Annotated in this window: 27 protein-coding genes, 1 pseudogene and 1 other annotated feature; of the genes and pseudogenes, 15 read left to right on the top strand and 13 right to left on the bottom strand. The window is 45.3% G+C overall.

The window, feature by feature from the left end:
- The first annotated feature begins 139 nt into the window (after positions 1-139).
- Complete coding sequence (gene dusC / locus K0I62_RS08165) at positions 140-1,069, top strand: tRNA dihydrouridine(16) synthase DusC (protein ID WP_220070964.1); 930 nt, start codon at positions 140-142, stop codon at positions 1,067-1,069.
- A 311-nt stretch (positions 1,070-1,380) separates the two neighbouring features.
- Complete coding sequence (locus tag K0I62_RS08160; RefSeq protein ID WP_220070963.1) at positions 1,381-1,737, top strand: TraR/DksA C4-type zinc finger protein; 357 nt, start codon at positions 1,381-1,383, stop codon at positions 1,735-1,737.
- A gap of 342 nt (positions 1,738-2,079) precedes the next feature.
- Here K0I62_RS08160 and rluB read toward each other — a convergent pair whose 3' ends face one another.
- The 5 genes from rluB to rnm all read right to left on the bottom strand — a co-directional run bounded on the left by rluB (position 2,080) and on the right by rnm (position 5,963).
- A complete protein-coding gene (rluB, locus tag K0I62_RS08155) occupies positions 2,080-2,946 on the bottom strand; it encodes a 23S rRNA pseudouridine(2605) synthase RluB (protein WP_220070962.1) in 867 nt (288 codons plus the stop codon).
- Positions 2,939-3,562, bottom strand: coding sequence for an SMC-Scp complex subunit ScpB (gene scpB / locus K0I62_RS08150; protein ID WP_220071316.1), 624 nt, complete (start codon positions 3,560-3,562; stop codon positions 2,939-2,941). Before scpB ends, rluB begins: the two co-directional genes overlap by 8 nt.
- Before the next feature lie 15 nt (positions 3,563-3,577).
- Entirely contained in the window at positions 3,578-4,366 is a 789-nt protein-coding gene (locus K0I62_RS08145) for a segregation and condensation protein A (protein ID WP_220070961.1), read from the bottom strand.
- Between the two features lie 119 nt (positions 4,367-4,485).
- Positions 4,486-5,106 carry an L-threonylcarbamoyladenylate synthase gene (locus K0I62_RS08140; RefSeq protein ID WP_220070960.1) on the bottom strand — a complete coding sequence of 207 codons (621 nt, stop codon included), beginning with the start codon at positions 5,104-5,106 and terminating at the stop codon, positions 4,486-4,488.
- A complete protein-coding gene (gene rnm, locus K0I62_RS08135; RefSeq protein WP_220070959.1) occupies positions 5,103-5,963 on the bottom strand; it encodes an RNase RNM in 861 nt (286 codons plus the stop codon). Before rnm ends, K0I62_RS08140 begins: the two co-directional genes overlap by 4 nt.
- Before the next feature lie 218 nt (positions 5,964-6,181).
- Positions 6,182-6,290: a sequence feature (Trp leader region), on the top strand.
- Positions 6,291-6,391: 101 nt separating this feature from the next.
- On the opposite strand from rnm, the gene K0I62_RS08130 reads away from it, so the two are divergent.
- From K0I62_RS08130 to K0I62_RS08085, 10 genes and pseudogenes are all read left to right on the top strand, one after another.
- Complete coding sequence (locus K0I62_RS08130; RefSeq protein WP_220070958.1) at positions 6,392-7,945, top strand: anthranilate synthase component 1; 1,554 nt, start codon at positions 6,392-6,394, stop codon at positions 7,943-7,945.
- Positions 7,942-8,556 carry an aminodeoxychorismate/anthranilate synthase component II gene (locus K0I62_RS08125; protein ID WP_220070957.1) on the top strand — a complete coding sequence of 205 codons (615 nt, stop codon included), beginning with the start codon at positions 7,942-7,944 and terminating at the stop codon, positions 8,554-8,556. The genes K0I62_RS08130 and K0I62_RS08125 overlap by 4 nt, the downstream gene beginning before the upstream one ends.
- Positions 8,557-9,597: an anthranilate phosphoribosyltransferase gene (gene trpD / locus K0I62_RS08120; RefSeq protein WP_220070956.1), complete on the top strand. Its 1,041-nt coding sequence runs from the start codon at positions 8,557-8,559 to the stop codon at positions 9,595-9,597.
- A gap of 12 nt (positions 9,598-9,609) precedes the next feature.
- Positions 9,610-11,064 (top strand): bifunctional indole-3-glycerol-phosphate synthase TrpC/phosphoribosylanthranilate isomerase TrpF, encoded by a 1,455-nt coding sequence (gene trpCF, locus K0I62_RS08115; protein WP_220070955.1) that lies wholly within the window; start codon positions 9,610-9,612, stop codon positions 11,062-11,064.
- 43 nt (positions 11,065-11,107) lie between these two features.
- Entirely contained in the window at positions 11,108-12,319 is a 1,212-nt protein-coding gene (gene trpB / locus K0I62_RS08110; protein WP_220070954.1) for a tryptophan synthase subunit beta, read from the top strand.
- Entirely contained in the window at positions 12,312-13,115 is an 804-nt protein-coding gene (trpA, locus tag K0I62_RS08105) for a tryptophan synthase subunit alpha (RefSeq protein WP_220070953.1), read from the top strand. Before trpB ends, trpA begins: the two co-directional genes overlap by 8 nt.
- 467 nt (positions 13,116-13,582) lie before the next feature.
- A pseudogene (locus K0I62_RS19335) lies at positions 13,583-13,759 on the top strand (DUF6482 family protein); the annotation flags it as partial.
- 23 nt (positions 13,760-13,782) lie between these two features.
- Positions 13,783-14,034: a DUF3081 family protein gene (locus K0I62_RS08095; RefSeq protein ID WP_220070951.1), complete on the top strand. Its 252-nt coding sequence runs from the start codon at positions 13,783-13,785 to the stop codon at positions 14,032-14,034.
- Positions 14,024-14,665 carry an HAD family hydrolase gene (locus K0I62_RS08090; RefSeq protein WP_220070950.1) on the top strand — a complete coding sequence of 214 codons (642 nt, stop codon included), beginning with the start codon at positions 14,024-14,026 and terminating at the stop codon, positions 14,663-14,665. The genes K0I62_RS08095 and K0I62_RS08090 overlap by 11 nt, the downstream gene beginning before the upstream one ends.
- A gap of 65 nt (positions 14,666-14,730) precedes the next feature.
- Complete coding sequence (locus K0I62_RS08085; RefSeq protein ID WP_220070949.1) at positions 14,731-15,243, top strand: CIA30 family protein; 513 nt, start codon at positions 14,731-14,733, stop codon at positions 15,241-15,243.
- Positions 15,244-15,277: 34 nt separating this feature from the next.
- Here the strand turns inward: K0I62_RS08085 and K0I62_RS08080 are convergent, their stop codons facing one another.
- The gene (locus tag K0I62_RS08080; RefSeq protein ID WP_220070948.1) at positions 15,278-16,531 is read right to left on the bottom strand and encodes a cyclic di-GMP phosphodiesterase; all 1,254 of its coding nucleotides are present in this window, start codon (positions 16,529-16,531) and stop codon (positions 15,278-15,280) included.
- Positions 16,532-16,914: 383 nt separating this feature from the next.
- Here K0I62_RS08080 and K0I62_RS08075 point away from each other — a divergent pair, with 383 nt between their 5' ends.
- From K0I62_RS08075 to xthA, 3 genes are read left to right on the top strand one after another with little or no spacing between them, the layout of a single operon-like run.
- Positions 16,915-17,460, top strand: coding sequence for a septation protein A (locus K0I62_RS08075; RefSeq protein WP_220070947.1), 546 nt, complete (start codon positions 16,915-16,917; stop codon positions 17,458-17,460).
- Positions 17,460-17,759, top strand: a complete 300-nt coding sequence (locus K0I62_RS08070) for a YciI family protein (protein ID WP_220070946.1) — start codon at positions 17,460-17,462, stop codon at positions 17,757-17,759. Before K0I62_RS08075 ends, K0I62_RS08070 begins: the two co-directional genes overlap by 1 nt.
- Positions 17,760-17,808: 49 nt before the next feature.
- The gene (gene xthA / locus K0I62_RS08065) at positions 17,809-18,615 is read left to right on the top strand and encodes an exodeoxyribonuclease III (protein ID WP_220070945.1); all 807 of its coding nucleotides are present in this window, start codon (positions 17,809-17,811) and stop codon (positions 18,613-18,615) included.
- A 77-nt stretch (positions 18,616-18,692) separates the two neighbouring features.
- Here xthA and K0I62_RS08060 read toward each other — a convergent pair whose 3' ends face one another.
- The 7 genes from K0I62_RS08060 to K0I62_RS08030 form a co-directional block, all read right to left on the bottom strand.
- Positions 18,693-20,141, bottom strand: a complete 1,449-nt coding sequence (locus tag K0I62_RS08060; protein ID WP_220070944.1) for a methyl-accepting chemotaxis protein — start codon at positions 20,139-20,141, stop codon at positions 18,693-18,695.
- A 74-nt stretch (positions 20,142-20,215) separates the two neighbouring features.
- The gene (locus tag K0I62_RS08055) at positions 20,216-20,707 is read right to left on the bottom strand and encodes a DUF1097 domain-containing protein (protein ID WP_220070943.1); all 492 of its coding nucleotides are present in this window, start codon (positions 20,705-20,707) and stop codon (positions 20,216-20,218) included.
- 213 nt (positions 20,708-20,920) lie between these two features.
- Positions 20,921-23,161, bottom strand: a complete 2,241-nt coding sequence (locus tag K0I62_RS08050; protein ID WP_220070942.1) for a xanthine dehydrogenase family protein molybdopterin-binding subunit — start codon at positions 23,159-23,161, stop codon at positions 20,921-20,923.
- Positions 23,158-23,673: a (2Fe-2S)-binding protein gene (locus tag K0I62_RS08045; RefSeq protein ID WP_350354801.1), complete on the bottom strand. Its 516-nt coding sequence runs from the start codon at positions 23,671-23,673 to the stop codon at positions 23,158-23,160. The genes K0I62_RS08050 and K0I62_RS08045 overlap by 4 nt, the downstream gene beginning before the upstream one ends.
- 53 nt (positions 23,674-23,726) lie before the next feature.
- On the bottom strand, positions 23,727-24,398 hold the full coding sequence (locus K0I62_RS08040) for a nucleotidyltransferase family protein (protein WP_220070940.1): 672 nt from the start codon (positions 24,396-24,398) through the stop codon (positions 23,727-23,729).
- The gene (locus K0I62_RS08035) at positions 24,395-25,432 is read right to left on the bottom strand and encodes an XdhC family protein (protein WP_220070939.1); all 1,038 of its coding nucleotides are present in this window, start codon (positions 25,430-25,432) and stop codon (positions 24,395-24,397) included. The genes K0I62_RS08040 and K0I62_RS08035 overlap by 4 nt, the downstream gene beginning before the upstream one ends.
- A gap of 172 nt (positions 25,433-25,604) precedes the next feature.
- Entirely contained in the window at positions 25,605-26,249 is a 645-nt protein-coding gene (locus K0I62_RS08030) for an MBL fold metallo-hydrolase (RefSeq protein WP_220070938.1), read from the bottom strand.
- Positions 26,250-26,373 lie beyond the last annotated feature (124 nt).

Genomic DNA, 26,373 nt, shown 5'->3' with positions numbered 1-26,373 from the left:
TATCTATAAATGCCATGTCGTAGAATTAGCGCCCTTTTAGCCTAATCTCAGTAATTGCTGAAAACTTGGGTTAATCGATAGAAGGGATAATTAATCATCCCCAGATAATTACGAATACAGCGAAGAGAGAATTGATTAGATGCGCGTAGTTTTAGCCCCGATGGAAGGTGTTGCAGACGCCCCAATGCGAGCGTTATTGACCAGTGTTGGTGGTTATGACCTAGTGGTAAGTGAATTTATACGCGTCGTCGATCAACTATTACCCGAGAAGGTATTCTTTCGTCTTTGTGCAGAATTGAAATACCAATGTAATACCGCTTCAGGCACCCCCGTTCGGCTGCAGCTATTGGGACAAGATCCTAACTGGATGGCTGAAAATGCGGTTAGGGCTATTGAGCTTGGCTCTCGCGGCGTAGACTTAAACTATGGTTGCCCCGCCCCAATGGTCAATCGCAGTAACGGTGGGGCTGCACTATTAAAAGAGCCAGAAACCATCTACCGTGTGACCAAAGCCGTAAGAGAAGCGGTTCCAGCAGATAAACCCGTATCGGCTAAAATCCGTTTAGGGTGGGATGATAAAAGTCGCTGTATTGAAATCGCTCAGGCAATTGAAGCTGCCGGTGCCAGCGAATTAACCGTACATGCTCGCACCAAGGAAGAAGCCTATCGTCCACCCGCGCATTGGGAATATATTGCCAAAATCAAACAGGCAACCCAACTTCCTATTATTGCCAATGGCGAAATATGGAGTCGAGAAGACTACTTAAAATGTCAGCAAGCAAGCGGCTGTGATGATGTCATGTTGGGTCGAGGCGCACTTACCGTTCCCAATCTTGCTCATGTAGTGAAAGGGCTGCAAGCCCCAATGGCCTGGGCTGAAGTAAAAACCCTGCTGATCCAATATTCAGACTTTGAAATTGTCAGTGAAAAAGAGAAGTACTATCCAGCAAGAATTAAACAATGGTTAAGATTTATTGCCCGTCACTACAGTGAAGGCGAGCAGCTGTTTTTACAGGTCCGAGTCTTGAAAAACACCAAGCAGATCCTCTCTTTGCTGAAAGATAGCTGAGTTCCTCTATAAAAAGGGAGGAACTTGCAGCTAACTCATTAGCGCTAGATTCTCACTGAGCGATCACCTCTTTATGCTCATTGGTATTACTCTTTATTAAATAAGCTTGGCTTAAATTGCTAGGCAGTAATCCATTCGCCTAGATTAAAACGCTTTTATCGTGAACAAAATTTAACTAGGCAAGTTCACTCCCTCTCAGGTAAAAATCATCAAATTTTTAAAAATGTCACTCAGTTTTTGATCTTCGTCATAGCCGAGTTAACAAAGCGGTTTAGACTGAATATCCAATAAAGTTAACTAGGCGATGATTTGTGAGCAGAACCCACATCAGACATGAACTGTCAGAGCTTGAAGCTAATCTCAGGAAAGAGTTAGGTAACCTGCTAGCGCTACATCAACTATCGATTGATCACACAATGCTTTCGCTATCGACGTTGATAGATGAAATGACCGCTGCTAAGCTCTGCGACGAACCACTATTTATGCGATTAACCCAACTCGATGCTGCTATTTGCCAACTCGATATCGGCCTTTATGGTTTATGCGCCGATTGCGAGGCGGAAATTGAATCTCAAAGGTTAAATGATGATCCCTTAGAGCAAAGGTGCACACAATGTGCAGCTGACTATGTTCACGAACATAGACATGAGTTACGCTTAAGCCATTAACGTCAACGCCTAATTATACTTAGCTGTATAAAAAGTGAGTCACTAAAAGCGTTGATTTAGATGTAAAAATCCACCTTCTGAAGAAGGTGGCTTTGTATTAGCCCCCTCAAAGGGGCCAAAAGCGTCTACTTATTTACCCAACCTATTTTTGGCTCTATTTAGCCTGCTTATAGCATTGGGAAAGTAGTTACACTGCCCCGTACGATGGGTAACTGAATCTATCCATCAATGCAAATTACAGGCTAAGCCTAAATGATGATAACCACCTACTGAAGTAGGTGGTTTAGGGCTGAAAATTAAAAAAGGTCGCAATTGCGACCTTTTTTATGAGGTAAAATAACACTAAGTGCGTTGACGAGGTGTCTTACCTGATGTGGTTTTATGCTTACGAACAGCGCGACGAATCTTGGCGCTCTTGACCTTTGAACGGGCAACACTGTGTTTGTCTAATCCCATTAAGGTACGATTCTCATCTTCGAGGCCTGCCATCTTTCTAAGGTAGTTTACTTCCTCAATAGGTAACTCAACCCAACCGCCACGAGGAAGTGACTTAGGCAGCTCAATCATGCCGTAACGGATACGGATCAAGCGGCTAACTTGCACCTCTTGAGATTCCCATAAACGACGAACTTCACGATTACGGCCCTCTGCAAGCGATACATGCCACCACTTATTCATGCCTTCACCACCCGCAGGTTTGACCTTGTCAAAATGCGCTGGACCATCTTCTAACGTCACACCGTTACGAAGACGTTGAATACAAGCATCAGTCACTTCACCAAAAGTACGTACCGCATATTCGCGCTCTACTTCATGAGAAGGGTGCATTAGACGATTAGCCAGTTCACCGTCAGAGGTAAACAGCAATAGCCCAGAGGTATTGATATCTAGTCTTCCCACAGCGACCCAGCGAGAATCGCGGGTACGAGGTAACCGATCAAATACTGTTGGACGCCCTTCTGGATCTTTACGACTGCAAATCTCACCTTCAGGTTTATGATAAGCAATCACTCGACACACTAAATCTTCTTCAGACTTAACCGATACTGCTCTGCCATCGATACGAATTTTTGCATCGGCTTCAATTCTATCACCAAGCTTAGCAATTTCTCCGTCAATACTAACTCGGCCTGCAGCAATCCATGCCTCCATCTCACGACGGGAGCCATGGCCTGCACGGGCCAAGACTTTCTGCAATTTTTCACTCATTAGTTGACTCTTCTGTAGTTTCGGGCACATCTTCTGCATCGTCAGAGTTCACATCTGAACCCTTTACGCCAGAAAATAGTGCCGCTAATGACTCAGCATCGGATAAAGCAGGAAGATCCGCTATCGTATCTAAGCCAAAATAGGCTAAAAATTCATTTGTAGTCGCATACAGAGCGGGCCGTCCCGGCACCTCTTTATGGCCTACGATTTTAATCCAATGTCTATCGGATAAACTCTTTATGATGTGACTACCAACCGCCACACCACGGACAAACTCGATATCACCCCGAGTCACGGGTTGACGATAGGCTATAACTGCCAATGTCTCCAATGTCGCTCTGGAATATCTTGGCGCCTTTTCTTGCCACAGGCTTTGTAAATAAGGACTTAAAGTTTCAATAGACTGAAAGCGATAACCACCAGCCACCTTAACTAACTCGACCCCTCTGCCTTGATAATCTTGCTGCAACTCTTCTAATGCCGTCTTAATCCTGCTGCGTGAAACGTTAAATTCAACTAAAACGCTTTCACTCAACTGCTTTATTGAGACCGTTTTCGCCATCACAAATAAGCTGGCTTCAATGAGCTGCTTAAGTTGTTCAGGATTGATTTGCAGTTTGTTATTCGACAATCAATAAGCCCTTACATGAATGGTCGACAGAGGCTCAGCCTGGATCAGATCCACCAGTAATTCTTTGACCAATTCCATTAATGCCAAAAAGCTGACCACGACACCCGCTCTTCCTTCGCTCACATCGAAAAGCTGTTCAAAAGGCACGTAAGACTTACCTTCTAGCATAGCCAAAATTTGTATCATTCGTTCGCGTGTCGATAGCGTTTCACGTCTCACATGATGATGTTCAGTCGCTTCGACTCGCTTTAATACCGCAGCAAATGCACCCGCTAACTCAAACAAAGAAACACTGGGAGGTACAATAATTGGCTTAATATCAGAAGCAGGCATCGCTTTTGCTTGAAAAATATCTCGCTCTAAACGAGGCAATTCATCAAGACGTTGCTGCGCCTCTTTAATTACTTCATAGGCTTTTAGCTGCCTAATTAGCTGGGCACGAGGATCATCTTCCTCATCTTCTTCAGCTTCAGGCTTAGGTAACAACAGCCTTGACTTAATCTCAGCTAATGTCGCCGCCATGACCAAATAATCAGCCGCTAGCTCAACGCGCGCGCCCTGTAATAGCTCAATATACACAAGATACTGATCCGTTACCGGAGAGATGGCGAGCTCGACGACATCAAGTTTTTGCTTACGAATAAGATAAAGCAGCAGATCGAGCGGGCCTTCAAAAGATTCAAGAAATACTTCAAGCGCTTCAGGAGGAATGAAAAGATCAGCGGGTAACTGCTTTACCACTTCACCTCGTATTACGGCTAAAGGTAAACTTTTCTGTGTACCCTGCATCCGCTCTCCCAATACCCCTTATTTTTCAAAGGGAACCCGCTAAAACAGACCTAAAATCACTAGGCTACTTTACGCCAAACGCGCGATTATACCTACAAAACTTGCCAATAGACAGAGGTTTAAACAAACTGACTCACGTCCCCTGCACCTTCGCGTAAAATATCGATGTCACCTTCAGACAGATCGATAACCGTCGTCGGTTTTTGGCCTAAGTACCCACCATGAATAATCACATCCACTTGGTGTTCTAATATGTCACGAATATGCTCTGGATCTGACTCGGTAAACTCTTCACCGGGCAAGATCAAACTGGTTGACATCAAGGGGGCATCGAGAGCCTCGAGTAATGCCAAGGCTATAATGTTATCGGGAACTCGAATACCAATGGTTTTCTTCTTAGGGTTTTGCAGGCGCTTCGGCACCTCTTTACTCGCCTTAAAGATGAAGGTAAATGGTCCTGGGGTATTATTCTTAAGCACACGGTATGCTTGGTTATCAACCCTAGCATAGGTAGCTAACTCAGACTGATCGCGAACCATCAAGGAGAAATTATGATCATTATCTATCTGGCGAATTCGAGCGATACGTGTCATCGCATCTTTTTCGCCAAGCAAACAACCTAGTGCATAGCCAGAATCTGTGGGATAAACCACAACGCCGCCCTGCTTGATCACATTGACCGCTTGATTAATCAAACGGGTTTGAGGATTTTCCTCATGTACATAAAAAAACTGACTCATGGTGTTTCCGTCCACTTTTCCATTTGCCAAACCCAATCAACACCTTGGGGTTGGAACATATTTTTACCTAATTCTATCCAGCCACTCGGGAAGTGAAAATCACTCCCAAGAGATGCAAACAACTGATTGAGCTTACTCAGCGCAATTAAATTATTACGGTCATCGACAGTTTGCTGCCCGAGTACCACTTCGATGGCATCACCACCCGCCTCTTTAAACTCTCGCACTAGGCGCTTCAACCACTTAGCCGACAACTTGTAACCACTAGGATGGGCTAATACGGCAATCCCGTTCGCTTGATGAATGATCTCGATTGCACTCGCCATATCGGACCAATTGTTGGGTACATAACCTGTTTTTCCGCGTGCGAGATATTTCTTAAACACCGCAGCGGCGTTTACTGCATAACCATTATCGGCTAACCAGCGAGCATAATGCCCGCGACTGAGCGCCGCACCATCGGCTAACGCCTTAGCCCCCTCATACGCACCAGCAATACCCGCCTTCTCTAAGCGAAGTCCTATCTCCATAGCCCTTGCTTCTCGCAGCCTTCGCTGCTGACAAAGAAACTCATTAAGAACAATATTTGAGCGTTCAATATTTAATGCAACGATATGAATATCAAAGTTATTCCAACGAGTTGATATTTCAGTACCGTTAATTAAACGCAGAGGTTGAGGCTGAGCATTATTAAATTGGTGCGCCTCATCTAATCCTGCGAGCGTATCGTGATCGGTAATAGCCAACATCTGTACACCCTTTTCGAGTGCTCGGGCAACTAACTCCGAAGGCGTTAACTGGCCATCGGATGCCGTTGTGTGGCTGTGAAGATCGATTAAAAGCGTTTCATCTGTCATCTGGTTATTCTACTAGAGTTTGTTATTAGAAACATCTAATTGGGTTAAATAGTGCTATAAACTCGTTATAAGCAAGTCGGTTAGACAAAATAAATCTGAAATAGAAAAATATTCAATTGACATAGAGCCCAATCGAATGCTTTTATAGAGCCACTAACAAATTTCAACTTTTACATGACAAATAGAGAAACGATTCAATGACACAGCAGTTCAACAACATCAATTGGTGGTGGCACTTCCCAAATTAGCGGGTGGTGTGAAACTCTGTGCTCATGTAAAAGAGACAAGATTTGACAAAAAGCCCGCATCCAATGCGGGCTTTTTGCATTTAATAATTTAATTTCATTGAAATAATTGGGTTCTTGAATCGTTAGCTAAATAATCTCTAATGATAGAAACGGTCCCAGAGATAACTCGGAGTAATGAATATGGCGTATGACACTCTGGCAAGAGTCAGCACAGTGAAGGAGCGGATCACCTACCATGATGATCCCCTTAATTTGTATCAACACCTGACTCAAAATGCGCCGCACACTATGCTGTTAGAATCGGCAGAGATAGACAGCAAAGATCACCTAAAAAGCATAGTCATGACCCACGCAGCAATGATGATCCGCTGCGAAGGATACAGCCTGACGTTTACCGCATTAAATGCCAATGGTCAGTCACTGCTATTACCTATCAAGGCCCATTTTAAGCTTGATAATGCCATCTTATCTAACGATACACTGACATTACGCCTAACCAAGAATCCTGAGTTACTCGATGAAGATGCAAGACTAAAATCGACATCACCACTAGATGGCCTTAGAGCCTTAATTCAGCATATCGATACCGGTAACAACAGCGCATTTGAATCACTGTTTTTAGGTGGCGTACTAGCCTACGACCTAATTGACACCGTAGAGCCATTACCCCAAGTGCCAGATAGTGATAATAGCTGCCCAGATTATCTGTTCTATCTAGCCGAAACCCTGATTTTGGTCGACCATCAACAGCAACAAGCCGATATCATCACTCACAATTTTTGCGACCAATTAGCGGTATCAGAGACGCTGGCGACGCGGATGAGTAAACTGAAACAAGCCTGCCAACAGTTACACCCGATTGAAGCATTAACGCCTATCGATGCACAGACCCAAGTCAATATCAGTGACGATGCATTTAAATCGATTGTAAATGATCTCAAGCGCCATATCGTTGCTGGTGATATTTTTCAGGTGGTGCCTTCTCGCAGCTTTAGCTTGCCCTGCCCCAACACGTTAGGCGCCTATCGCGCCCTGCGTTTGACTAATCCTAGCCCCTATATGTTCTATTTTAGAGGTGATGACTTTACCCTATTTGGCGCATCGCCAGAGAGCGCGCTTAAATATGAGGCCTCAACCAATCAAGTGGAGATCTATCCCATTGCGGGTACCCGCAAACGCGGCAAAACCAATGATGGTCAGATAGATTTCGATCTCGACAGCCGCATTGAGCTAGAGCTTAGGCTAGATAAGAAAGAGCTTTCGGAGCACCTAATGCTCGTCGATCTCGCTCGTAACGATGTCGCCCGCATAAGCCAAAGTGGTAGCCGCAAAGTACCAGAGTTACTCAAAGTCGATCGCTACTCCCATGTGATGCATTTAGTCAGCCGAGTGACGGGGCAATTACGTGAAGATTTAGATGCACTTCACGCTTATCAGGCTTGCATGAATATGGGCACCTTAACCGGCGCACCTAAAGTAAGTGCGGCACAACTTATCCGCGGCGCAGAGAAAGCCAGGCGCGGCAGCTACGGCGGCGCAGTGGGTTATGTTAATGGCCTAGGCGATATGGATACCTGTATTGTGATCCGCTCTGCATTTGTCAAAAATGGGGTTGCCCATATTCAAGCGGGCGCGGGAGTGGTATATGACTCAGATCCTCAAGCCGAAGCCGATGAAACCCGTCAAAAAGCCCAAGCCGTTATTTCAGCCATTAAGATGGGAGGTGGGCTATGAAACTCTACCTATTAGATAACTTTGATTCTTTTACCTACAATCTCGTCGATCAGTTTAGAAGCCTTGGCTATGAAGTAGTGATCTACCGTAACGACTTAAGCGCCAATTTTATTGCCGACAAATTACTTAGCGAAACGGAAAAATCGGCCTTAGTGCTGTCGCCCGGCCCAGGCGCTCCCCATGAAGCAGGCTGTTTAATGGCGCTTATCGCACTCGTTGCTGGCAAAGTTCCCATGCTGGGGATCTGCTTAGGTCATCAGGCCATGGTCGAACATTTTGGTGGCAAGGTTGAGCGCGCTAATCAAGTAGTACACGGTAAAGCCAGCCCAACGGTACATAATGGCCAAGGTATTTTTACTGATCTACCGTCCCCCTTACCCGTCGCCCGTTACCACAGCTTAGTCGCGACTCAAGTACCTGAGTGCTTAGCAGTGATAGCGACAACCGATGAGATGCCGATGGCGATTTCCCATAAAAGTTATAAAGCCATAGGTTTTCAGTTTCATCCTGAATCAATTTTAACCACATTAGGTAGTCAGCTATTAACCCAAACGCTGACCTATTTAACCAGCGAAGAACCACTCTTGACCACCAACGAAGGAGCACTGTAAATGAGCGACCTACAAGCTATTATCGATAAGTTATACTCAGGTCAGAGTGTGAGCCGTGATGAAGCTGAGCAACTTTTTAGTACCATTATTCAAGGTGAAATGAACGAAGCGACGATGGCTGGAATGTTAGTCGCCATGAAAATGCGTGGTGAAACCATTGATGAGATATCGGGCGCAGCCGATGCCCTTCGTGCCGCCGCGAAAGTATTCCCCATTCCCAGTGAAGCGACCCGTCGCCAAGGCATTGTCGACATTGTCGGCACGGGCGGAGATGGCCATAACACCATCAATATCTCAACCACTGCGGCTTTTGTTGCCGCAGCGGCAGGGGCAAAAGTGGCTAAGCATGGCAATCGAAGTGTATCGAGTAAATCTGGCTCTTCAGATCTGTTATCTCAATTTGGCATCGACCTAACTATGGATCCCGAAGCCGCTCGGGATTGTCTAGATGAACTGGGATTATGTTTTCTATTCGCGCCCCATTACCATGGCGGAGTACGTCATGCTGTTCCTGTTCGCCAAGCGTTAAAAACTCGCACCTTGTTTAATCTATTAGGGCCATTAATCAACCCCGCGCGGCCCGACTATATTCTACTTGGGGTCTACAGCAGTGAGTTGGTCGAACCTATCGCGAATGTGCTCAAAACACTCGGCTTAAAACGCGCGATGGTAGTCCACGGCAGTGGCTTAGATGAAGTTGCCGTTCATGGTGATACCTTAGTGTGTGAACTCAAAGATAATGAGATAATCCAATATACGCTCACACCAGTAGCACTAGGAGTTGCTCAAGCTTCATTGGCCGAGCTTGAAGGTGGCACTCCAGCTGAAAATGCGGATATCACTCGCGCCATTTTACAAGGCCAAGGCAATCGGGCACATCGAGATGCGGTAGCCGTTAATGCTGGCTGTGCGCTGTATATTTCAGGCAATTGCGATAGCCCATTAGCGGGTGTAAAACTGGCGTTAACCACCCTCGACAGTGGCAAGGCGTTTACGCTACTTGAGCAGTTAGCCGATGCTAGCAGCCACCAAATTGGATAATTAGGAGTCATTGTGAGTAGTCAAGCAGCGCCAACTCAAAGTAACGAGCTAACAAAAAGTAACGTGCTAACAAAAATCGTCGCAACCAAAGCAGCCCATATCGCGGCGCTAAAAGATCGATTTCCAGAAGCCTCTTTGCAGCCAAAACAATCTGATCGCAGCCTTTTTGCCGCCTTAAAGGCACCGAGTGCTGGTTTTATCTTCGAATGTAAAAAGGCGAGCCCATCGAAAGGGCTGATACGAAAAGATTTTAATGTTGAAGCCATTGCTGACGTCTACCAACATTATGCAGCGGGGATCTCTGTGCTTACCGATGAGCAGTTTTTCCAGGGCGATATGGACTATATCCCCAAGGTGCGGGCTCGAGTAACCCAGCCTATTCTGTGTAAAGACTTTTTTGTCGACACCTATCAAGTGAAACTCGCTGCGCATCAAGGCGCCGATGCCATTTTACTCATGCTGTCGGTTCTCGATGATGAACAGTACCTTACCCTTGCCGCAGAGGCGAATAAGTATCAGCTCGACATGCTCACCGAAGTCAGCAACGAAGAGGAACTGACACGCGCTATCGCCTTAAATGCAAAGATTATCGGCATCAACAACCGAAACCTGCGCGATCTGTCCACCGATTTAGCCACCACAGAAGCGCTTGCGCCCCATATCCCAGCCGATCGGGTTGTGATAAGCGAATCAGGGATCTATAACCAAGCCCAGGTACGTCGCTTGAGCCCGTTAGTCGATGGCTTCTTAGTGGGCAGCTCGTTAATGGCTGAAGACGACTTAGATTTGGCTTGTCGCACCTTAATTTTTGGCCACAACAAGGTGTGTGGTATGACACGCAGCGCCGATCTGCAAGCGATTGCCGACGCAGGTGCGATCTACGCAGGGCTTATTTTTGCGCAGAAGTCGCCGCGTTATATCACGCCTAAGCAGGCTTTAGCATTGACAAGCGCCCAGCGCGCCAACGGTAAATCCCTTAACTTTGTTGGGGTGTTTGTCAATGAAGCGCCGCAGGAGATCAGCGATATCGCAAAATTACTCGACTTATATGCAGTGCAGCTGCATGGCAACGAATCAGAATATGAGATAGACCAAGTGCGACAAGCTCTCAATGCTGCCGGGGCTCGAGCACAGATTTGGAAAGCCGTTGCCGTCGACATCGATACAGAATCACCCGACTCTAGTGTCGCGGTTCCAGTAAATGTGGATCGCATCCTATTTGACAGCAGAACAGCTCAAGCAAGTGCAAGCCAATTTGGAGGCACAGGGCAAACATTTAACTGGCAATTGTCATTGCCAAACAAGACACAAGCCATGTTGGCTGGCGGCCTAACCGCTGACAATGCCTTTGATGCCAGTAGACAAGGATTCTACGGCCTGGACTTTAACTCTGGACTAGAGAGTAAGCCGGGTATCAAAGCCGCAGACAAAATAGCCGCCGCATTTAGCGCTCTTAGAGCCTATTGATCGTCGATAACACCGAATTGAATATGAATTTAAGGAAACACACATGACTAAGCTCGATCCCTATTTCGGCGAATACGGTGGTATGTATGTACCGCAAATATTGATGCCTGCGCTAAAGCAATTAGAATCTGCATTTATCGATGCGCAGCAAGATGACGCCTTTCAAACCGAATTTAACGACCTACTCAAAAACTATGCGGGTCGTCCAACGGCATTAACCTTGACTCGTAACTTAAGCCCTAACCCGCTGGTAAAAATCTACCTGAAACGAGAAGACTTACTCCACGGCGGCGCCCATAAAACGAACCAAGTGTTAGGCCAAGCCTTACTCGCTAAACGTATGGGTAAGAAAGAGATCATCGCCGAAACCGGTGCAGGTCAACATGGGGTCGCTACGGCACTAGCCTGCGCCTTATTGGGACTAAAATGTAAAGTCTACATGGGCGCGAAAGATGTCGAACGCCAATCGCCTAACGTATTTAGAATGAAGTTAATGGGCGCCGAAGTTATCCCGGTAACATCGGGTTCCTCTACCCTAAAAGATGCATGCAACGAAGCGATGCGCGACTGGTCTGCTAGTTACGATAAGGCCCATTATCTGCTGGGCACAGCAGCGGGACCCCATCCCTTCCCGACCATAGTACGTGAATTCCAGCGCATGATAGGTGAGGAAACCAAGCGGCAGATAATAGAACGTGAAGGGCGTCTTCCCGATGCGGTGATCGCCTGTGTCGGTGGCGGCTCCAACGCCATCGGTATGTTTGCCGATTTTATCGATGAACCCTCTGTACAGCTCATTGGCGTAGAACCCGCAGGCCTTGGTATCGACACGCCTATGCATGGCGCGCCGTTAAAGCATGGTAAAACAGGGATTTTCTTTGGCATGAAAGCACCTTTAATGCAGGATAAAGAGGGACAGATTGAAGAATCTTACTCAATCTCTGCTGGACTCGATTTCCCTTCAGTTGGACCACAACACGCCCACCTTGCAGCCACAGGGCGTGCGACCTATGAATCAGCTACCGATGATGAAGCATTAGACGCATTTCAGCTACTGGCCCGATGCGAAGGGATCATTCCAGCACTTGAGTCAGCCCATGCTCTAGCTTATGCCGTTAAACTCGCAAAGCAAGCGACCGAGGAAACCATCTTAGTCGTCAATCTTTCTGGCCGAGGTGACAAAGATATCTTTACCGTCGCAGATATACTCGAACAAAAAACATCAGCAGCAACACAGGAGAGCGGCAATGAGTAACCGTTATCAAGCACTATTCGCCGCACTAGCAGCTAAACAGCAAGGCGCATTTGTCCCTTTCGTGACATTGGGCGACCCTAGCCCCGAGCTGTCACTTAAAATAGTTGATACCTTAGTGGAAAATGGCGCCGATGCATTAGAGCTTGGATTCCCCTTCTCCGATCCACTGGCCGATGGGCCAGTGATCCAAGGCGCTAACCTACGCTCACTGGCAGCGGGTACCACTCCGACATTATGCTTCGAAATGTTGACAGCGATCCGTGCCAAGTATCCGGATCTGCCAATTGGCTTATTACTGTACGCCAACTTGGTCTATGCCAATGGCATCGATAATTTTTATGCTAAGGCACAAGCGGCTGGCGTAGACTCAGTGTTGATCGCCGATGTTCCCGTTGAAGAGGCAGAGCCATTTATTATTGCTGCTAAATCCCATGGTATCGCGCCTATCTTTATCGCACCGCCAAATGCCGATAGCGATACGCTTAAACTGGTATCAGAAAAAGGTGAAGGTTATACCTATTTACTTTCACGTGCAGGGGTAACAGGAACCGAATCTAAAGCTGGTATGCCGATTAGTGATATTTTAACGCACTTGAAGCAGTTTAATGGTGCGCCCCCACTGCTCGGATTTGGCATTGCAGAGCCTGAGCAAGTGAAAGCGGCTATCGATGCCGGTGCAGCAGGAGCCATTTCAGGTTCAGCTGTGGTCAAGATAATTGCAGCCAATAAAGATAATGAAACTGAGTTATTGTCCTCCCTAGGTGAGTTCACTCGAAACATGAAAGCGGCCACCTAACACGATTATGGTGAACTGACTTCAAAATCCCCGCATTGCGGGGATTTTTGTTACTAGACCATGCCCTTACCCACTAAATTATCAACGACAGGCATTATGCCGTTGGCATTAAACGCCTAGGATTAAACGTCTGGGCACCAAGCTATTTCCGCCTTCAGTAACACGTGCAATAAACAACCTAAACTCAGGTTAAATACCACTGTCTGCCAAAGATTATCGACAATAGTGATCTTAATCTCTAATCATACCGTACTAATACCGATGCAAAACTGATCCCCCTCAGCGCTGCTTTAACCTCACTCTGTCGAGGTCAAAACAGGCAAACCAGCAGGACAGGAGAATATCGATGACACACGATCAACTAAAACAAAAGTTTATGCTTAAGCAGATCGCTCCCACTATCATCAATACAGCCGACTCAACCCATTACCTGCTAGGGGGGGGAAGATAAACATGGCAACTTCTACCAATTAACCGATAAGCAAAATTGCCCGATAGTGTATCCCTCACTCGAGCAAGCAAAAGCGAAAATGAAGTTAATGGGAGTAAGACAAGCCGCTTTTGAGCTAAATACGGCCTATGACGAGATGATAGGGATCGAGACAAATCAAAACAGTAAATCCTCTATTGAACTGCAATTTTAAAGCAGCCTAACGGGTAAAAAGTGATGAACATCGAGATAAACCTAACACGAGCACTTCACGCCTATGGTGCAATCACATCAAAAGGCACAAAGGGAAACAACGCCTATGTTTATCAAGGAGTGACCGCATGGAGCGATTTTGATGGTTATACTTGCTATATCCAATTCAATAAAGTGACGCTGACCTTGTTGTTCCATGGCAAGTATCTACTCGACTATCCTAACCAAACAGAGCTGTCACTGTTTTTAAAAAAGCTAAACAAACTTGCAAGTTAACGCTCAAGTTAACCCAGGAGAGATGATGCAACTGTTTAATAACACATTTAAAGGCGTCATATTTGACCTCGATGGCACCTTAGTAAGCTCAAGCTTAGACTTCACGGCGCTAAAACTGGCGATCGCTTGCCCACTAGATCGCGATATTTTAACCTTTATCGACTCTCTGCCAATCGCTCAGGCCAAGTCTGCAATGGATATTATAGAGCAAGCTGAACTCACCGATGCAAACAATGCAACTCGTTTAAACGGAGCATTAGCCCTACTTGATTTTCTGTTATTGCAGCAGATCCCGATGGCCATAGTGACCCGTAACAGTCGCTTGGCTGCTAGCATTAAAATTGACCGTAATGAGTTGCCAATTGAATTAGTCTACACCCGCGATGATGGTCCAGCGAAACCCGATCCCACGAGCCTTAATCGAATTGCTAATTTGTGGCAAATTGAACCCGAAAAAATTGCCTATGTTGGCGACCATCTCTATGACGTAGAGGCAGCCAATCGAGCGGGAATGCAATCTGTACTACTTAACTTCGACAAACCAAAGCGTTATCAATATCAAGCGAACTTCGTGTTTCGCGATTTACAGCAGTTGCTTCAAGCCATCCCCTCAATTTCATTGTGTGCCTAATGAATAAAATCAGCAGGATTTATTCTCTTTTATGAGCATTACCCTTTTTCTGCGTTGGAGCTGAGATGGAAGCAATCGATCTACTTAAGCAAGAGCATTTTAGTCGTTGGAACATTATCAACGATGGCGTGATGGGAGGACGTTCATCGAGCCATCTCTCTGAACACATCAGCGAAACCCAAAGCTACAGCTTACAATTTATCGGCAATGTTTCATTGGAAAACAACGGTGGATTCGCCTCGACCACATGCGCGATCACCGATGACGCTCGACAAACTTTAGTGGAACATGAAGCGACGAAAATAGTGATAAGCACTCTGGGGGATGGTAAAAAGTATCAACTACGTCTTAAAACAAATAATGGCGCAATCACTTATAAAACATTATTTGATACAGAAAAAGGTGAAGTTCAACACTGGTCATTTACTCCTCAGCAATTTATCGAAACCTTTAGGGGACAAGATTTCCCAAATCGTGATAAACCCGAGTTTGCCAACTTAAGTGATATTGGTTTTTTAATTAGTAATAAACAGTCTGGACAATTCAAATTGCAGATCTTGTCGTTATCGATTCAATAATCGCTTATAGCGTGATAAATGCTCAATGTAACAATCAACCTTCGTGAGATAAAAACGTCATAATCTCATCCATATTAAGGTCAAAGTCATCGGGTCTAACGCATTTTACAATCAAGTCTTCTGGTATGGCCGCTAAGTCAATATGTTCGCAACTTTCAAAATGATTGGGGTTAAGATGATAAAATGGTTTTACCATAGGGCGTATGGGATCGCTCAAGTTATGACTCTCAACGATAGCTAATCGATTAGACTCTAGTTGTACCAAAGCGCCGACCGGATAAACCCCCATGCACTTAATAAAATGATCGACAAGATCAACATCAAGCTCATTATTCTGCCCTAGCATTCTTAAAATACTAAACGCCTTAACTTGTGGATAGCCATCTTTGTAACAGCGATTAGCGGTAAGTGCATCGTAAATGTCGCAAATTGAGATCATCCTGCCATAGAGGGATATTTCGCTGGCCTCTACGCCATAGGGATAGCCCTTACCGTTAAGCTTTTCATGATGCAACTTAGCCACTTCAAGACTCAGTAGACTAATATTAGGCGTCTCTTTGATGATTCGAATAGAGTGATTGGCGTGGGTTTTCATTACCTCAAACTCTTCATCGGTTAAACGACCTGGCTTATCTAATATTTTGGGTGAGATCATAATCTTACCAACATCATGCAAAAATGCGCCAATGGCTAATTCACTGACCACCTCTTTATCCATCTTCAAATAAAACGCAAAGATGGTCATTAGCACGGAAACCGATACTGAGTGCTCTAAAAGATATTGATCTTTATGTCGAATATTGATCACACAGGCTAGTGCATCAGGGTTATCAAAAATCATTTCCATGGAACGGTTAGTAACCTCCTGCACAGGCTCGAGTGATAAGGGCACACCGTTTCTAGCATCCAAAAACAATCGTTGTTGAATGGCTTTCGATTCATCAAACAGCAACTTAGCTTGTTTAACTTCCTCTTTAAACAAAGAACGCTTTATGGGTTTACTGGGTTTATTTAAGTTGGTGGGCTTCTTTCTCTTCAGCGAGTGTGGCTTTCGCACGACAGACTTAAATGCGTGGGGCTTTGATAAGGCAGGCTTTGACGATACCGGTATTTTAGCCTTGGTCGGATCGACTAATAGTTTTTCAACGCCTTTTCGTTTCAAGGCATCAATCACTCTCTGCTCGGAAATCCAAGTCTCGCGAGCCAGCGTAAACTTGTCTTTAGGAACAGTAATATCGACAACATACATACCGACGGTCAGATCTGAAATACTCAGTTCCACGATCATAGCTTATACCTTGTTCTCAATAAAATACTCTGTATATCAATCAAGAGTCTATTACCCAAAGCCTTATCGACTAAAAAGAGGTAACGGCTCAGTTTGATCACACAATCGATCACAACACCGATGTATCAATGTAAACCAATTCGTTATCCATCGAATAATCAACATGTCTCCATGGAGTTGCATCGATATTGATTGGCCGTTAAAAGTTGATCATTCAGAATGTTAATGATTGTAGCTTATCATTACTTAACTAGAACACACATATCACATCGATAGACTTTCATCACCAAATAACTATCCCACGTCGCTGGAGCACTTTTGTGGCCATAGTAGGCATGCTACACTCGACGCACTTTACCTATATATGTATATGACAAGACCCTATGAAACAACTGCTCGACTTTCTGCCGTTAGTGATCTTCTTCGCTGTATATAAATTTTTCGATATCTATATAGCTAGTGGTGCGCTTATCGCCGCAACGGCATTGCAACTTATTGTGACTTATATTTTGTATAAAAAAATCGAAAAAATGCATTTGATCACCTTTGCTATGGTGAGCTTTTTCGGCACGCTAACACTCGTGTTTCACGATGATGCCTTTATAAAATGGAAGGTCACTGTTGTCTATGCGCTGTTTGCTATCGCGTTAGCTGTAAGTCAATTTATTAATAAACCCATACTTAAAGGAATGCTAGGTAAAGAGCTAATAGTGGAAGACAACATATGGGCTAGAATCACTTGGTATTGGGTATTCTTTTTTGTTGCTTGTGGGCTAGTAAACATCTATGTTGCTTTTAGCCTGTCTCAAGAAACTTGGGTTAATTTTAAGGTATTCGGCCTTACCGCTTTAACGTTAATCAACACCGTTATCACTGTGGTGTATCTTTATAAACATATGCCCGATGAACATAAAAAGGAACTCAAATAATGTGGTACATGATCTCATCTCAAGATATTGAAAATAGTTTAGAAAAGCGTCTAGCTGCCCGCCCAGAGCATCTTGCAAGATTGCAGGCGTTATCAGATGAAGGACGTTTGTTAATTGCAGGTCCTCATCCAGCTATCGATGATGAAAATCCAGGTGAAGCTGGGTTTACTGGTTCTCTCGTTGTGGCTGATTTCGATTCTCTGGAAGCGGCAAAAGCATGGGCCGATAACGACCCTTATATTGTGGCCGGTGTTTACGAAAAAGTGATCGTAAAACCATTTAAGCATGTACTGCCATAACGCGGTATTTTAGTCGTCATTATTATCATAGTAGTAAGGGAACAACACTTTGAAAATCGTTTCATTCAACATTAACGGTCTAAGAGCTAGGCTACATCAATTACAGGCACTGATAGACAGCCATAGCCCTGATATCATTGGGCTTCAAGAAACCAAGGTGCATGATGAAGCATTTCCCTTAGCGGATGTTGAAGCCATGGGTTACAAGGTGCATTATCATGGCGGAAAAGCCCATTACGGGGTAGCCATGCTATCTAAGCTTGAACCAGTCAATGTACAAAAGGGGTTTCCTACCGACGCTGAAGATGCTCAGCGCCGCATAATCATTGGCACCTTTACCCAAGAAAATGGAAGGCCACTTACGGTTATCAATGGGTATTTCCCTCAAGGGGAAAACATCAACCACGAAACTAAGTACCCTGCTAAACGTAAGTTTTATCAAGACTTAATGCACTATCTTAATGACCATCAGCAAGCAGACCAAGATATAGCAATTATAGGCGATATCAATATTTCGCCTGTAGACCTAGATATTGGTATCGGTGAAGTCAACGCCAAGCGTTGGCTTAAAACAGGTAAATGCAGCTTTCAACCAGAAGAGAGAGAATGGCTTAATACGCTGTTAAATTGGGGGTTCGTTGATACTTTCCGTAAGCTTCATCCTGAGCGCACCCAGCGTTACTCATGGTTTGACTATCGCAGTAAAGGTTTTGATGACAATCGTGGCCTACGCATCGATGTGGTACTCGCCACACCCTCATTAGCCGAACGTTTAATCGAGTCTGATGTTGACTATGAGCTGCGAGGTATTGATAAGCCCTCCGATCATGCACCGATCTGGAGTACGTTTAAGTAACGCTATTTTCATCACCATTAAAAAAGGTTCAATATCTGATATTGAACCTTTTTTTATTACCAATCATTCGCTATCGATTAACTCAAACTGTATTGTCCTAAGATGCCCTCAAGCGCTTGCGAAGATTGCTTAAGTTCTGCAGCCAGCACTACTGAATGTTCCGCCGTCTGTTTAATCGTCTGCGACTGATCTCGGATATCATTTAACTGCATCGCGATGTCTCTTGCCGATACACTCTGCTCTTCAGCTGACGCTGCGATCTGTGAGCTCATATCAAACACATGATTGATTGAATCTGCCATCTGGTCGATATCACTACCGACAGTCTCAATCGCACTTCTCCCTAACTCCGCTTGTTTAACAATTTCATGGGTGATAGTCGATAATTCACCTGAACCGGTTTGCAACCCTTCGATCATCGATTGGATCTCTACTGTTGCTTGTTGGGTACGTCCCGCTAAGGTTCGGACCTCATCAGCAACAACAGCAAAACCACGCCCTTGTTCACCCGCACGAGCCGCTTCAATCGCGGCATTTAATGCCAGTAGATTTGTCTGTTCTGAAATACCATTAATCGTTGTTACAACGGCTCCAATCTCGGTAGCATTACCTGATAGTGTGTGAACCGCGCTCGATGCGGCATCGATCTGTCCAGTAAGTTGACCAATTCGACTCACTGCATCTGAGATTCGTAGCTTACTGTCAGCGGCTGCGGCTGAATTTTGTTTTGTGTGATCAGACGTATTCGCCGCATTATGAGAGACTTCTTCTATCGCTGCGGTCATCTGATCCATCGCAACGGCAACCGTATCAAGAAATTGATGTTGGAATTGCGCCAACTCATCACTTTGCTGGGCTTGTTGATTAAACTCGTCAGAAGCCTTAGCTAGCGTCGCCGCATTATGACCAATCGCGGTGACCATTTCACTCATATTGTCGGCACTACGATCAATCTCTCTGGCGATTAAACTAAAATCATCTGTACCGAAAAAATTCAATCTAAATGAAAGATCGCCATCAGCTAAACGCTTAATTGCAATATACATATCCCACAACCCACCACCAAGAGACGTGGAGATCCAATAGCTGAGTTGATACAGCGGATATAAAGCGGATAACGCTATCCAAAACATCCACCAGCCGTCACTTTTAACGTCTGTTTCCCAAGGCGTTACATCAACGCGGTATTGCAGATATTGTCCGGCAATAGGCGCGCTAACGGTGACATAATCCCCTTTACGCCCCACTTCGGCTCGAGTCGCAATTTGAAGTCCATATTGCATAGCAAATTGACTCAGCGCTTGCCCTTCAAGTTTTTGCTGCTGAGCCACACGAGCATAAGCGTCAACACTGGCCTGAGCTCGAGCGAGTGAGCCTGCATTTGTATACTCAGTTAACTGATTGAGGTTCATCAATGCGACAAGTAAGGTGATCACACTAACCATAGTGCAGATAACCCAGAACTTACCATTAAGGCTCAGCTTTATCATCAGTGCATCTATCTTTCTAAATTCGATAGCTTTCATGAAAACTCACTTATTCTCAGACTAAATTAGCGAAGACCAGTAAAGTACCTTAGGCCCAAATAATACAAACAGCACTATTGCTGTCTGACTAAACGCAACTTAATAGCGGGTAAGGTTTTAAGGGTAAATGATACCAACTGCTCAGTCAGTAGTGTCATGCTATAACCCAACAAGGCACCTAAAATCAGCGGCGGCAAGATATTAGCGATATCACCACCCATAGCAAAAGTGATACAACAACCAATAAAAGCTCCTGGAATAAAGGATAGTTTGTGATAGCTAGCTTGCAAACACATTAAGCTAGTAACAATTCCCGTCAGAAGATAACCAACGATTGGCGTTTCGAAAAAACTGCTACCAGAAATAACCACCCAAGCCCAAAACACACCCGATAAATTGGTAAACCAACTCATCATCACACCTTGAAAGCCGACTTTAGGTTGTGCGAAATAGGTACTGCAGGCGAGAAAGCCTATCCAAGTGACTAAATGAAATGTATCGGCAACTCCCGCCCAAAAAGCAGCAAGTAAGCCGGCCGCAATAGCGACTTGCCAACGATTTTCCATGTATGACCCCTCATGACATTGGAATATTATTTTTGGTTAAATTACTTCAAAACGATAAACAAAAATAGGACCTAGCCCAAATAATCCAGATTAAATGTTATTAGAGTAACCAAAATGGGAGATTTGTAGTAAAGATACGCAAAAGTGATGATAAAACCAGCAAGAGAGAGGCTTTCTTACTGGCTTAATCTGCAATGAAATGGATAGCGGGTCTTAAACCGACAGTAATTTATTGATCGGTAGATCTCTTATTCGCTGCCCTGTGGCCGCAAAAATGGCATTGACTACACTGGGCGCAATAGGCGGAACGCCTGGTTCACCCACACCAGCAGGCACGGCATCTGAAGTTACAATCAAGGTTTCAATGTCGGGACATTGTGACATACGCAGTAACGGATAATCGTGGAAGTTTGATTGCTCAACGCGTCCATCCTTAAAACTGATCTCACCCATTAATGCAATGCTTAAGCCGAACATCACCCCACCTTCTAGCTGCGATCTGACCCGATCAGGGTTAACCAAGGTGCCTGCATCAATTGCAATTATCGACTTAAGCACTTTCAGCTGTTTATCTTTGACTTCGACCAAGGTAGCGGTTGCCACAAATGCAGTAAAACTACGATGAACGGCAAAGCCCCAGCCCTGCCCTTTTTTCGGCTTAGGTTGTTTTAACATCGCCTCCTCTATCGCTGCGATCACACCTTTAAAGCGAGCGACATCGACAGGATGACGAGTCAAATCTTCGCCATAATTGCCATATTTAAAGCCTTGATCCGCAAATGTCTCTTGTCTATCTTCGCCTAATAACTCTCGCCACATCTGCAGCGTAGGCAGCTGACGCTTTTGAGCTAGTTCATCAACAAAACAGCCAATCCCGAAACCATGTTGAATATTACACACGGATCGCATCCAGCCAATTCGTGTATGTGCGCTTGCCTTAACCGATTCACAACGCAAACTTTTAACTGCTAAAGGCACATCGACAAACCCTAAATCGAGCTCCGAAGCACTCGGTTCATCAGCGGCAGTGTTAAAGGTTGAGCTAATACTGGGAAAGCCAGTACGCTGCAATATCGCCTCAACCGCTGACGCACTCACTTTGGCTTTAAAATACTGGGCACTAATCGCATGTAGGTAACCATTTTGCAGCTCATCTTCTCGGCTCCAACTCACCTTAACCGGTTTACCTGTGTGTTTAGCCAGTAACGCCGCCTCAACGCAAAAATCAGGTTTTGATTTACGTCCAAATCCGCCGCCAAGCAACGTGACATGAACGATCACTTGCTCCTCTTTTAACCCAAGCGCTGCAGCCACTGTTTGCTGAGCACTTTGAGGCGTTTGAGTCGAGGCCCAAATTTCAACGCCATCTTGAGTCATTCGTGCAGTCGCCGTAGGAGGCTCCATCATTGCATGCGCAAGATAAGGTACGGTATAGACAGCGCTAATAGTATCGCTTTCTGGCCAGTCTTGCTTTTCCTCGCCTTGCTGACGTACTAGCTTGCCGGGCTGTTGAACCCGAGAAGTTAACGCCTGTAGATACGCTCGAGAATCATGAGTGTCATTACCTGAAGTGCTCCACTGTGTAATTAACTTGTTTCGCCCCTCGATCGCACTCCAACTATTATTGGCCACCACGGCAACGCCACCTAAGGGTTGAAAACTTGGCGCGCCTTTAGGCACTGGTAATTTAATAACATCAACCACGCCAGCAACTTTTCGCGCGTCAGCATCATCAAGCGATGTCAATTGGCTACCCAATACCGCAGGGCGTGAAATACTGGCATATAACATCCCATCTAAGCGCACATCATAACCATACAGCGCTTTTCCGGTTAAGATATCGTCCATATCAACAATCTTGTGAGACTTGCCAATGTGAGTAAATGCTTGCGGTGATTTGAGTTTAAGTGTCGCGGCATCTGGCAGTGGCAATTTAGATGCTGCCATCGCCAGTTCTCCAAAGGTTAAACTGCGTCCCGATGATGAATGACTCACCTTGTTATCTTCGGTTTTTAACTCGTTCAATGGCACATTTAGCCGCTTGCTTGCCGCTTGTTCTAACATGGTGCGAGCCATTGCGCCCATCTCTCGCATCTTGTCGAATCCACGACGAATACTGCGAGAGCCATCGGTATTTTGACTACCGTAACGCTTATCAGCTAACCCCTGAATAACAACAACATTATCCCAACTCGCCCCAAGCTCATCGGCGAGCACCTGAGGGATCCCAGTTCTGATCCCCTGCCCCATCTCTGAGCGATGGCAGGTTAAATACACCTTATTATCTTCACCAATAGCCACAAACAGATTTAGACGCGATTCCTTATCTTGCGCTATCGCCATTGGGCTCCAGCTCAGTCCACTCGCACCTAGCGCTAACCCGCCGCCAGCAGCACCAAAAAGCTTTAATACATCTCGGCGGCTAAAATTTTGAACAGCAGTAAATGAACTCATGCTTCAACCTCCTGCTCAATAAGCGTGTTAGTAATAGTGCTAGCCGTTTGACCCGAGACGCTCTGGATCGCCGATTTTATGCGAGTATAAGTGCCGCAACGACAGATATTACCCACCATGGCATCATCTATCTGCGCCTCAGTAGGCTGAGGGTATTTGGTTAACAAGGCCGCAGCTGACATTAATTGGCCAGCCTGACAATAACCACATTGCGGCACGTTATGTTGTTGCCATGCCTGCTTTAGATCATCTTGTACTAACCCTTCAATGGTGGTGACCTGTTTACCCTGAACCTGCTTCAAGCTGGTTAAGCACGCCCTTGCTGGCTCGCCATCAATGTGGATGGTACAAGCGCCGCATAAGCCAGCGCCACAACCAAACTTGGTTCCCGTTAATCCAACAATATCTCGTATCGCCCAGAGTACGGGCATATTGGGATCGGCATCCAAACTGTAATCTTTGCCGTTAATCTTCAGTCCTAGTTTGTTGTCGGACATCTTGTTCTCCTTGATAACCCTTACAACGACAGGGATAGTAAATAGATTAATGAGTGCTGCACTCAGTTTTAAATCTCGTCACCGTCTAAAAAATGCTTAAGCTCTTCAGGGGTATCAATATCGACCGCACCTCGAGGCATAAACGCTGCGATAAGTTTGCCTTCTTGATAACGTTGCTTGAGTAAAGGCTTGGCGCCCCTATCCCCCGATAAACTTAATAAGTGATCAAAATCGTCTCGATGGAATATAGCAGGCACAGCTAAAGTGTGCCCATAATAAGCACAGACCCGTGTATCGATCTGCTTTCTCGCTAAATATAGGTTGAGATAATCATCCACTGTTAACGCCAACTGATCCCCTAGCGCGATCATTAACGATGATGCCTGCTCGGTCTGAGCAAACTTGGCCGCAGCGCCGATGGAACTGCTTATCCCTTGTTGCCAATCGGGATTAATAATAAATTCTGCGTTAGCAGGCAAACATGAAGAGACCTTTTCTAGATGACCACCAACGACGACAACTAAATGCGCACCGACTCGCTCCGCAACAACGCGTAAGCGAGCGTAAACCGCGCCGATTAAGGTCGGTTCATTGCAAGAATCAAACTGTAGTGCAGCATCAAATTTGTCCCCAGCATAAAAGCTTGCTCCATCGAGCCGCTGAGCCAACTTTGCATCACCAAAACGTCGGCTCTCACCAGCAGCCAATAACGCTATGATGTTAACCTTAGGCTTATTCACTTCATTACCTCTTTGAGTGCGCCCAGCTTAGCCCCATGAAGTACGCCGTGGCACTCAGACAAAATACTTAACGCAACAGACTGTGGCAGTTCACCGCCCAAAGCAAGCCCTGCTGGAGCCGAAAAAAATAACTTTATATCGGAGAGCTGTACCTGAGCCAACCCCAACACTTTGTCACGTCGATGACCAGGGCCCAATAACGCTAAATAGGCAATATCGCAGCCATTTTTTTGTATCAAAGAGAGTGCTTTGGCATCCAGTTTAAGGTTGTGCTGCATAATAATAGCCGCATCCACCCCCTGCCAGAAATCATCATCTAGACTCTCTAAAGGCTGTTTAAACACCTTTGCGCCAACAAAATCATGGGCGCGGGCATAACTCGTGCGTTCATCCACGACATTCACTTGCCAACCGAGTTCTAGAGCTATTCGGCTTACGGGCTGCGCATCCAATCCGCCACCAAATATGGCAATACGATATCGACTTCTAAGGGGAATAACTAAAGACGGGCAATCAGTTTGATGAATTCCTGCAGTGGTAAAGTCACTCAAACGCAGGTTACTTAACGTTTTATCAACGTCGAACTGATCACGAAATACGGCACTTTGAATGGCTTGTTGAGGCGCGCTTTGCGTGCAAAGACTCAGCTGATAAAAACAGTGAGTTGATTGCACTAATGCTTCACTTAGTTCAGCAAAATGCAGATAATGATTTTCTTTGCATAGTGGAACCAACATAAGCTGCACAATACCACCACAACCAAGTTGATAACTGGCATCAGATTCGTCGCTAGCATCATAACATAGCGCTATCGCCTTCCCTGTCTGTAATGCCTTTTGTCCATGTCGCCTTAAATCGGCCTCTAAGCAACCACCGCTCACTAAGCCAATACTCTTGCCCATCGAATTAATCAGCATCATGGCGCCCACTTTACGATAGGCAGAGCCTTTTACATCGGTGATCACCGCTAGAACCCATTCATCATCGGGTGCCGCCAACCAACCAGAGAGGAGATCTTCTATGTGATGAGACATATCCGTGTGTCTTATATTTAACTGATGTTAGATACCTAACGTAGCAAAATTTTGCTAAGGAAAACAACATTAATACGTTGCAAAAGATGTCAAATTAACAGGAAAAAATGAATTAGGGCAGATAGCGCGTCCAACTCGACGCGCTAAATTTGTGGTAATTTAGCCGTTAAAACTAACTAAATAATTGATCGGCGACAAACGGATTCTGCTCACGCTCAATACCAAAACTCGAAATGGGTCCATGTCCAGGAATAAAACTGACGTCACGACCAAGCGGCCAAAGGACCTGAGTGATAGAAGCAATTAAATCTTTATGGCTAGACTGAGGAAAGTCAGTTCGCCCAATCGATCCCTTAAATATCACATCACCCACCCACGCCAATTTCTCATTTTCACTGTAGAAAACGATATGGCCAGGTGTATGACCCGGACAATGCAATACTTGAAGACTCTGCTCTCCCACTGTGACAATGTCACCGGCTTGCAAATACTGATCTGGTGTAAAGGGCTCGACAGGTAAAAAACCAAAATGTTTACTCTGTTCAGCCAAAGAGCTCAACCAAAACTCATCGTCTTTATGAGGCCCAACAATAGGAACATTAGCGGCGTCACTCAGTAATTTCGCCCCACCCACATGATCGATATGGCCGTGAGTTAACAGAATTTTCTCAATCGTTAATCCTTGATTCTCAAGCTGCTGTTGGATACGTTGGATATCGCCTCCAGGATCAACAACGGCCGCAAGCTTAGTCTTCTCACACCAAATAATACTGCAGTTTTGCTGAAAAGGCGTGACAGGCACAATTTGATATTTCATCTTCTACTTCCAGTTTTTACAGGCTGCCCATAGGTTACGATAAGCGGAGTCATTTCACTAACAACTCTTACAAAAAGATTGATCTAGGATAACCTATCTTGACCAATACTTTTTGTATACAATC

Origin of the sequence: Shewanella psychrotolerans (genome assembly GCF_019457595.1) — a bacterium.
Taxonomy (GTDB): Bacteria; Pseudomonadota; Gammaproteobacteria; order Enterobacterales; family Shewanellaceae; genus Shewanella; species Shewanella psychrotolerans.
This window is presented reverse-complemented; position numbering and strand designations above follow the sequence as displayed.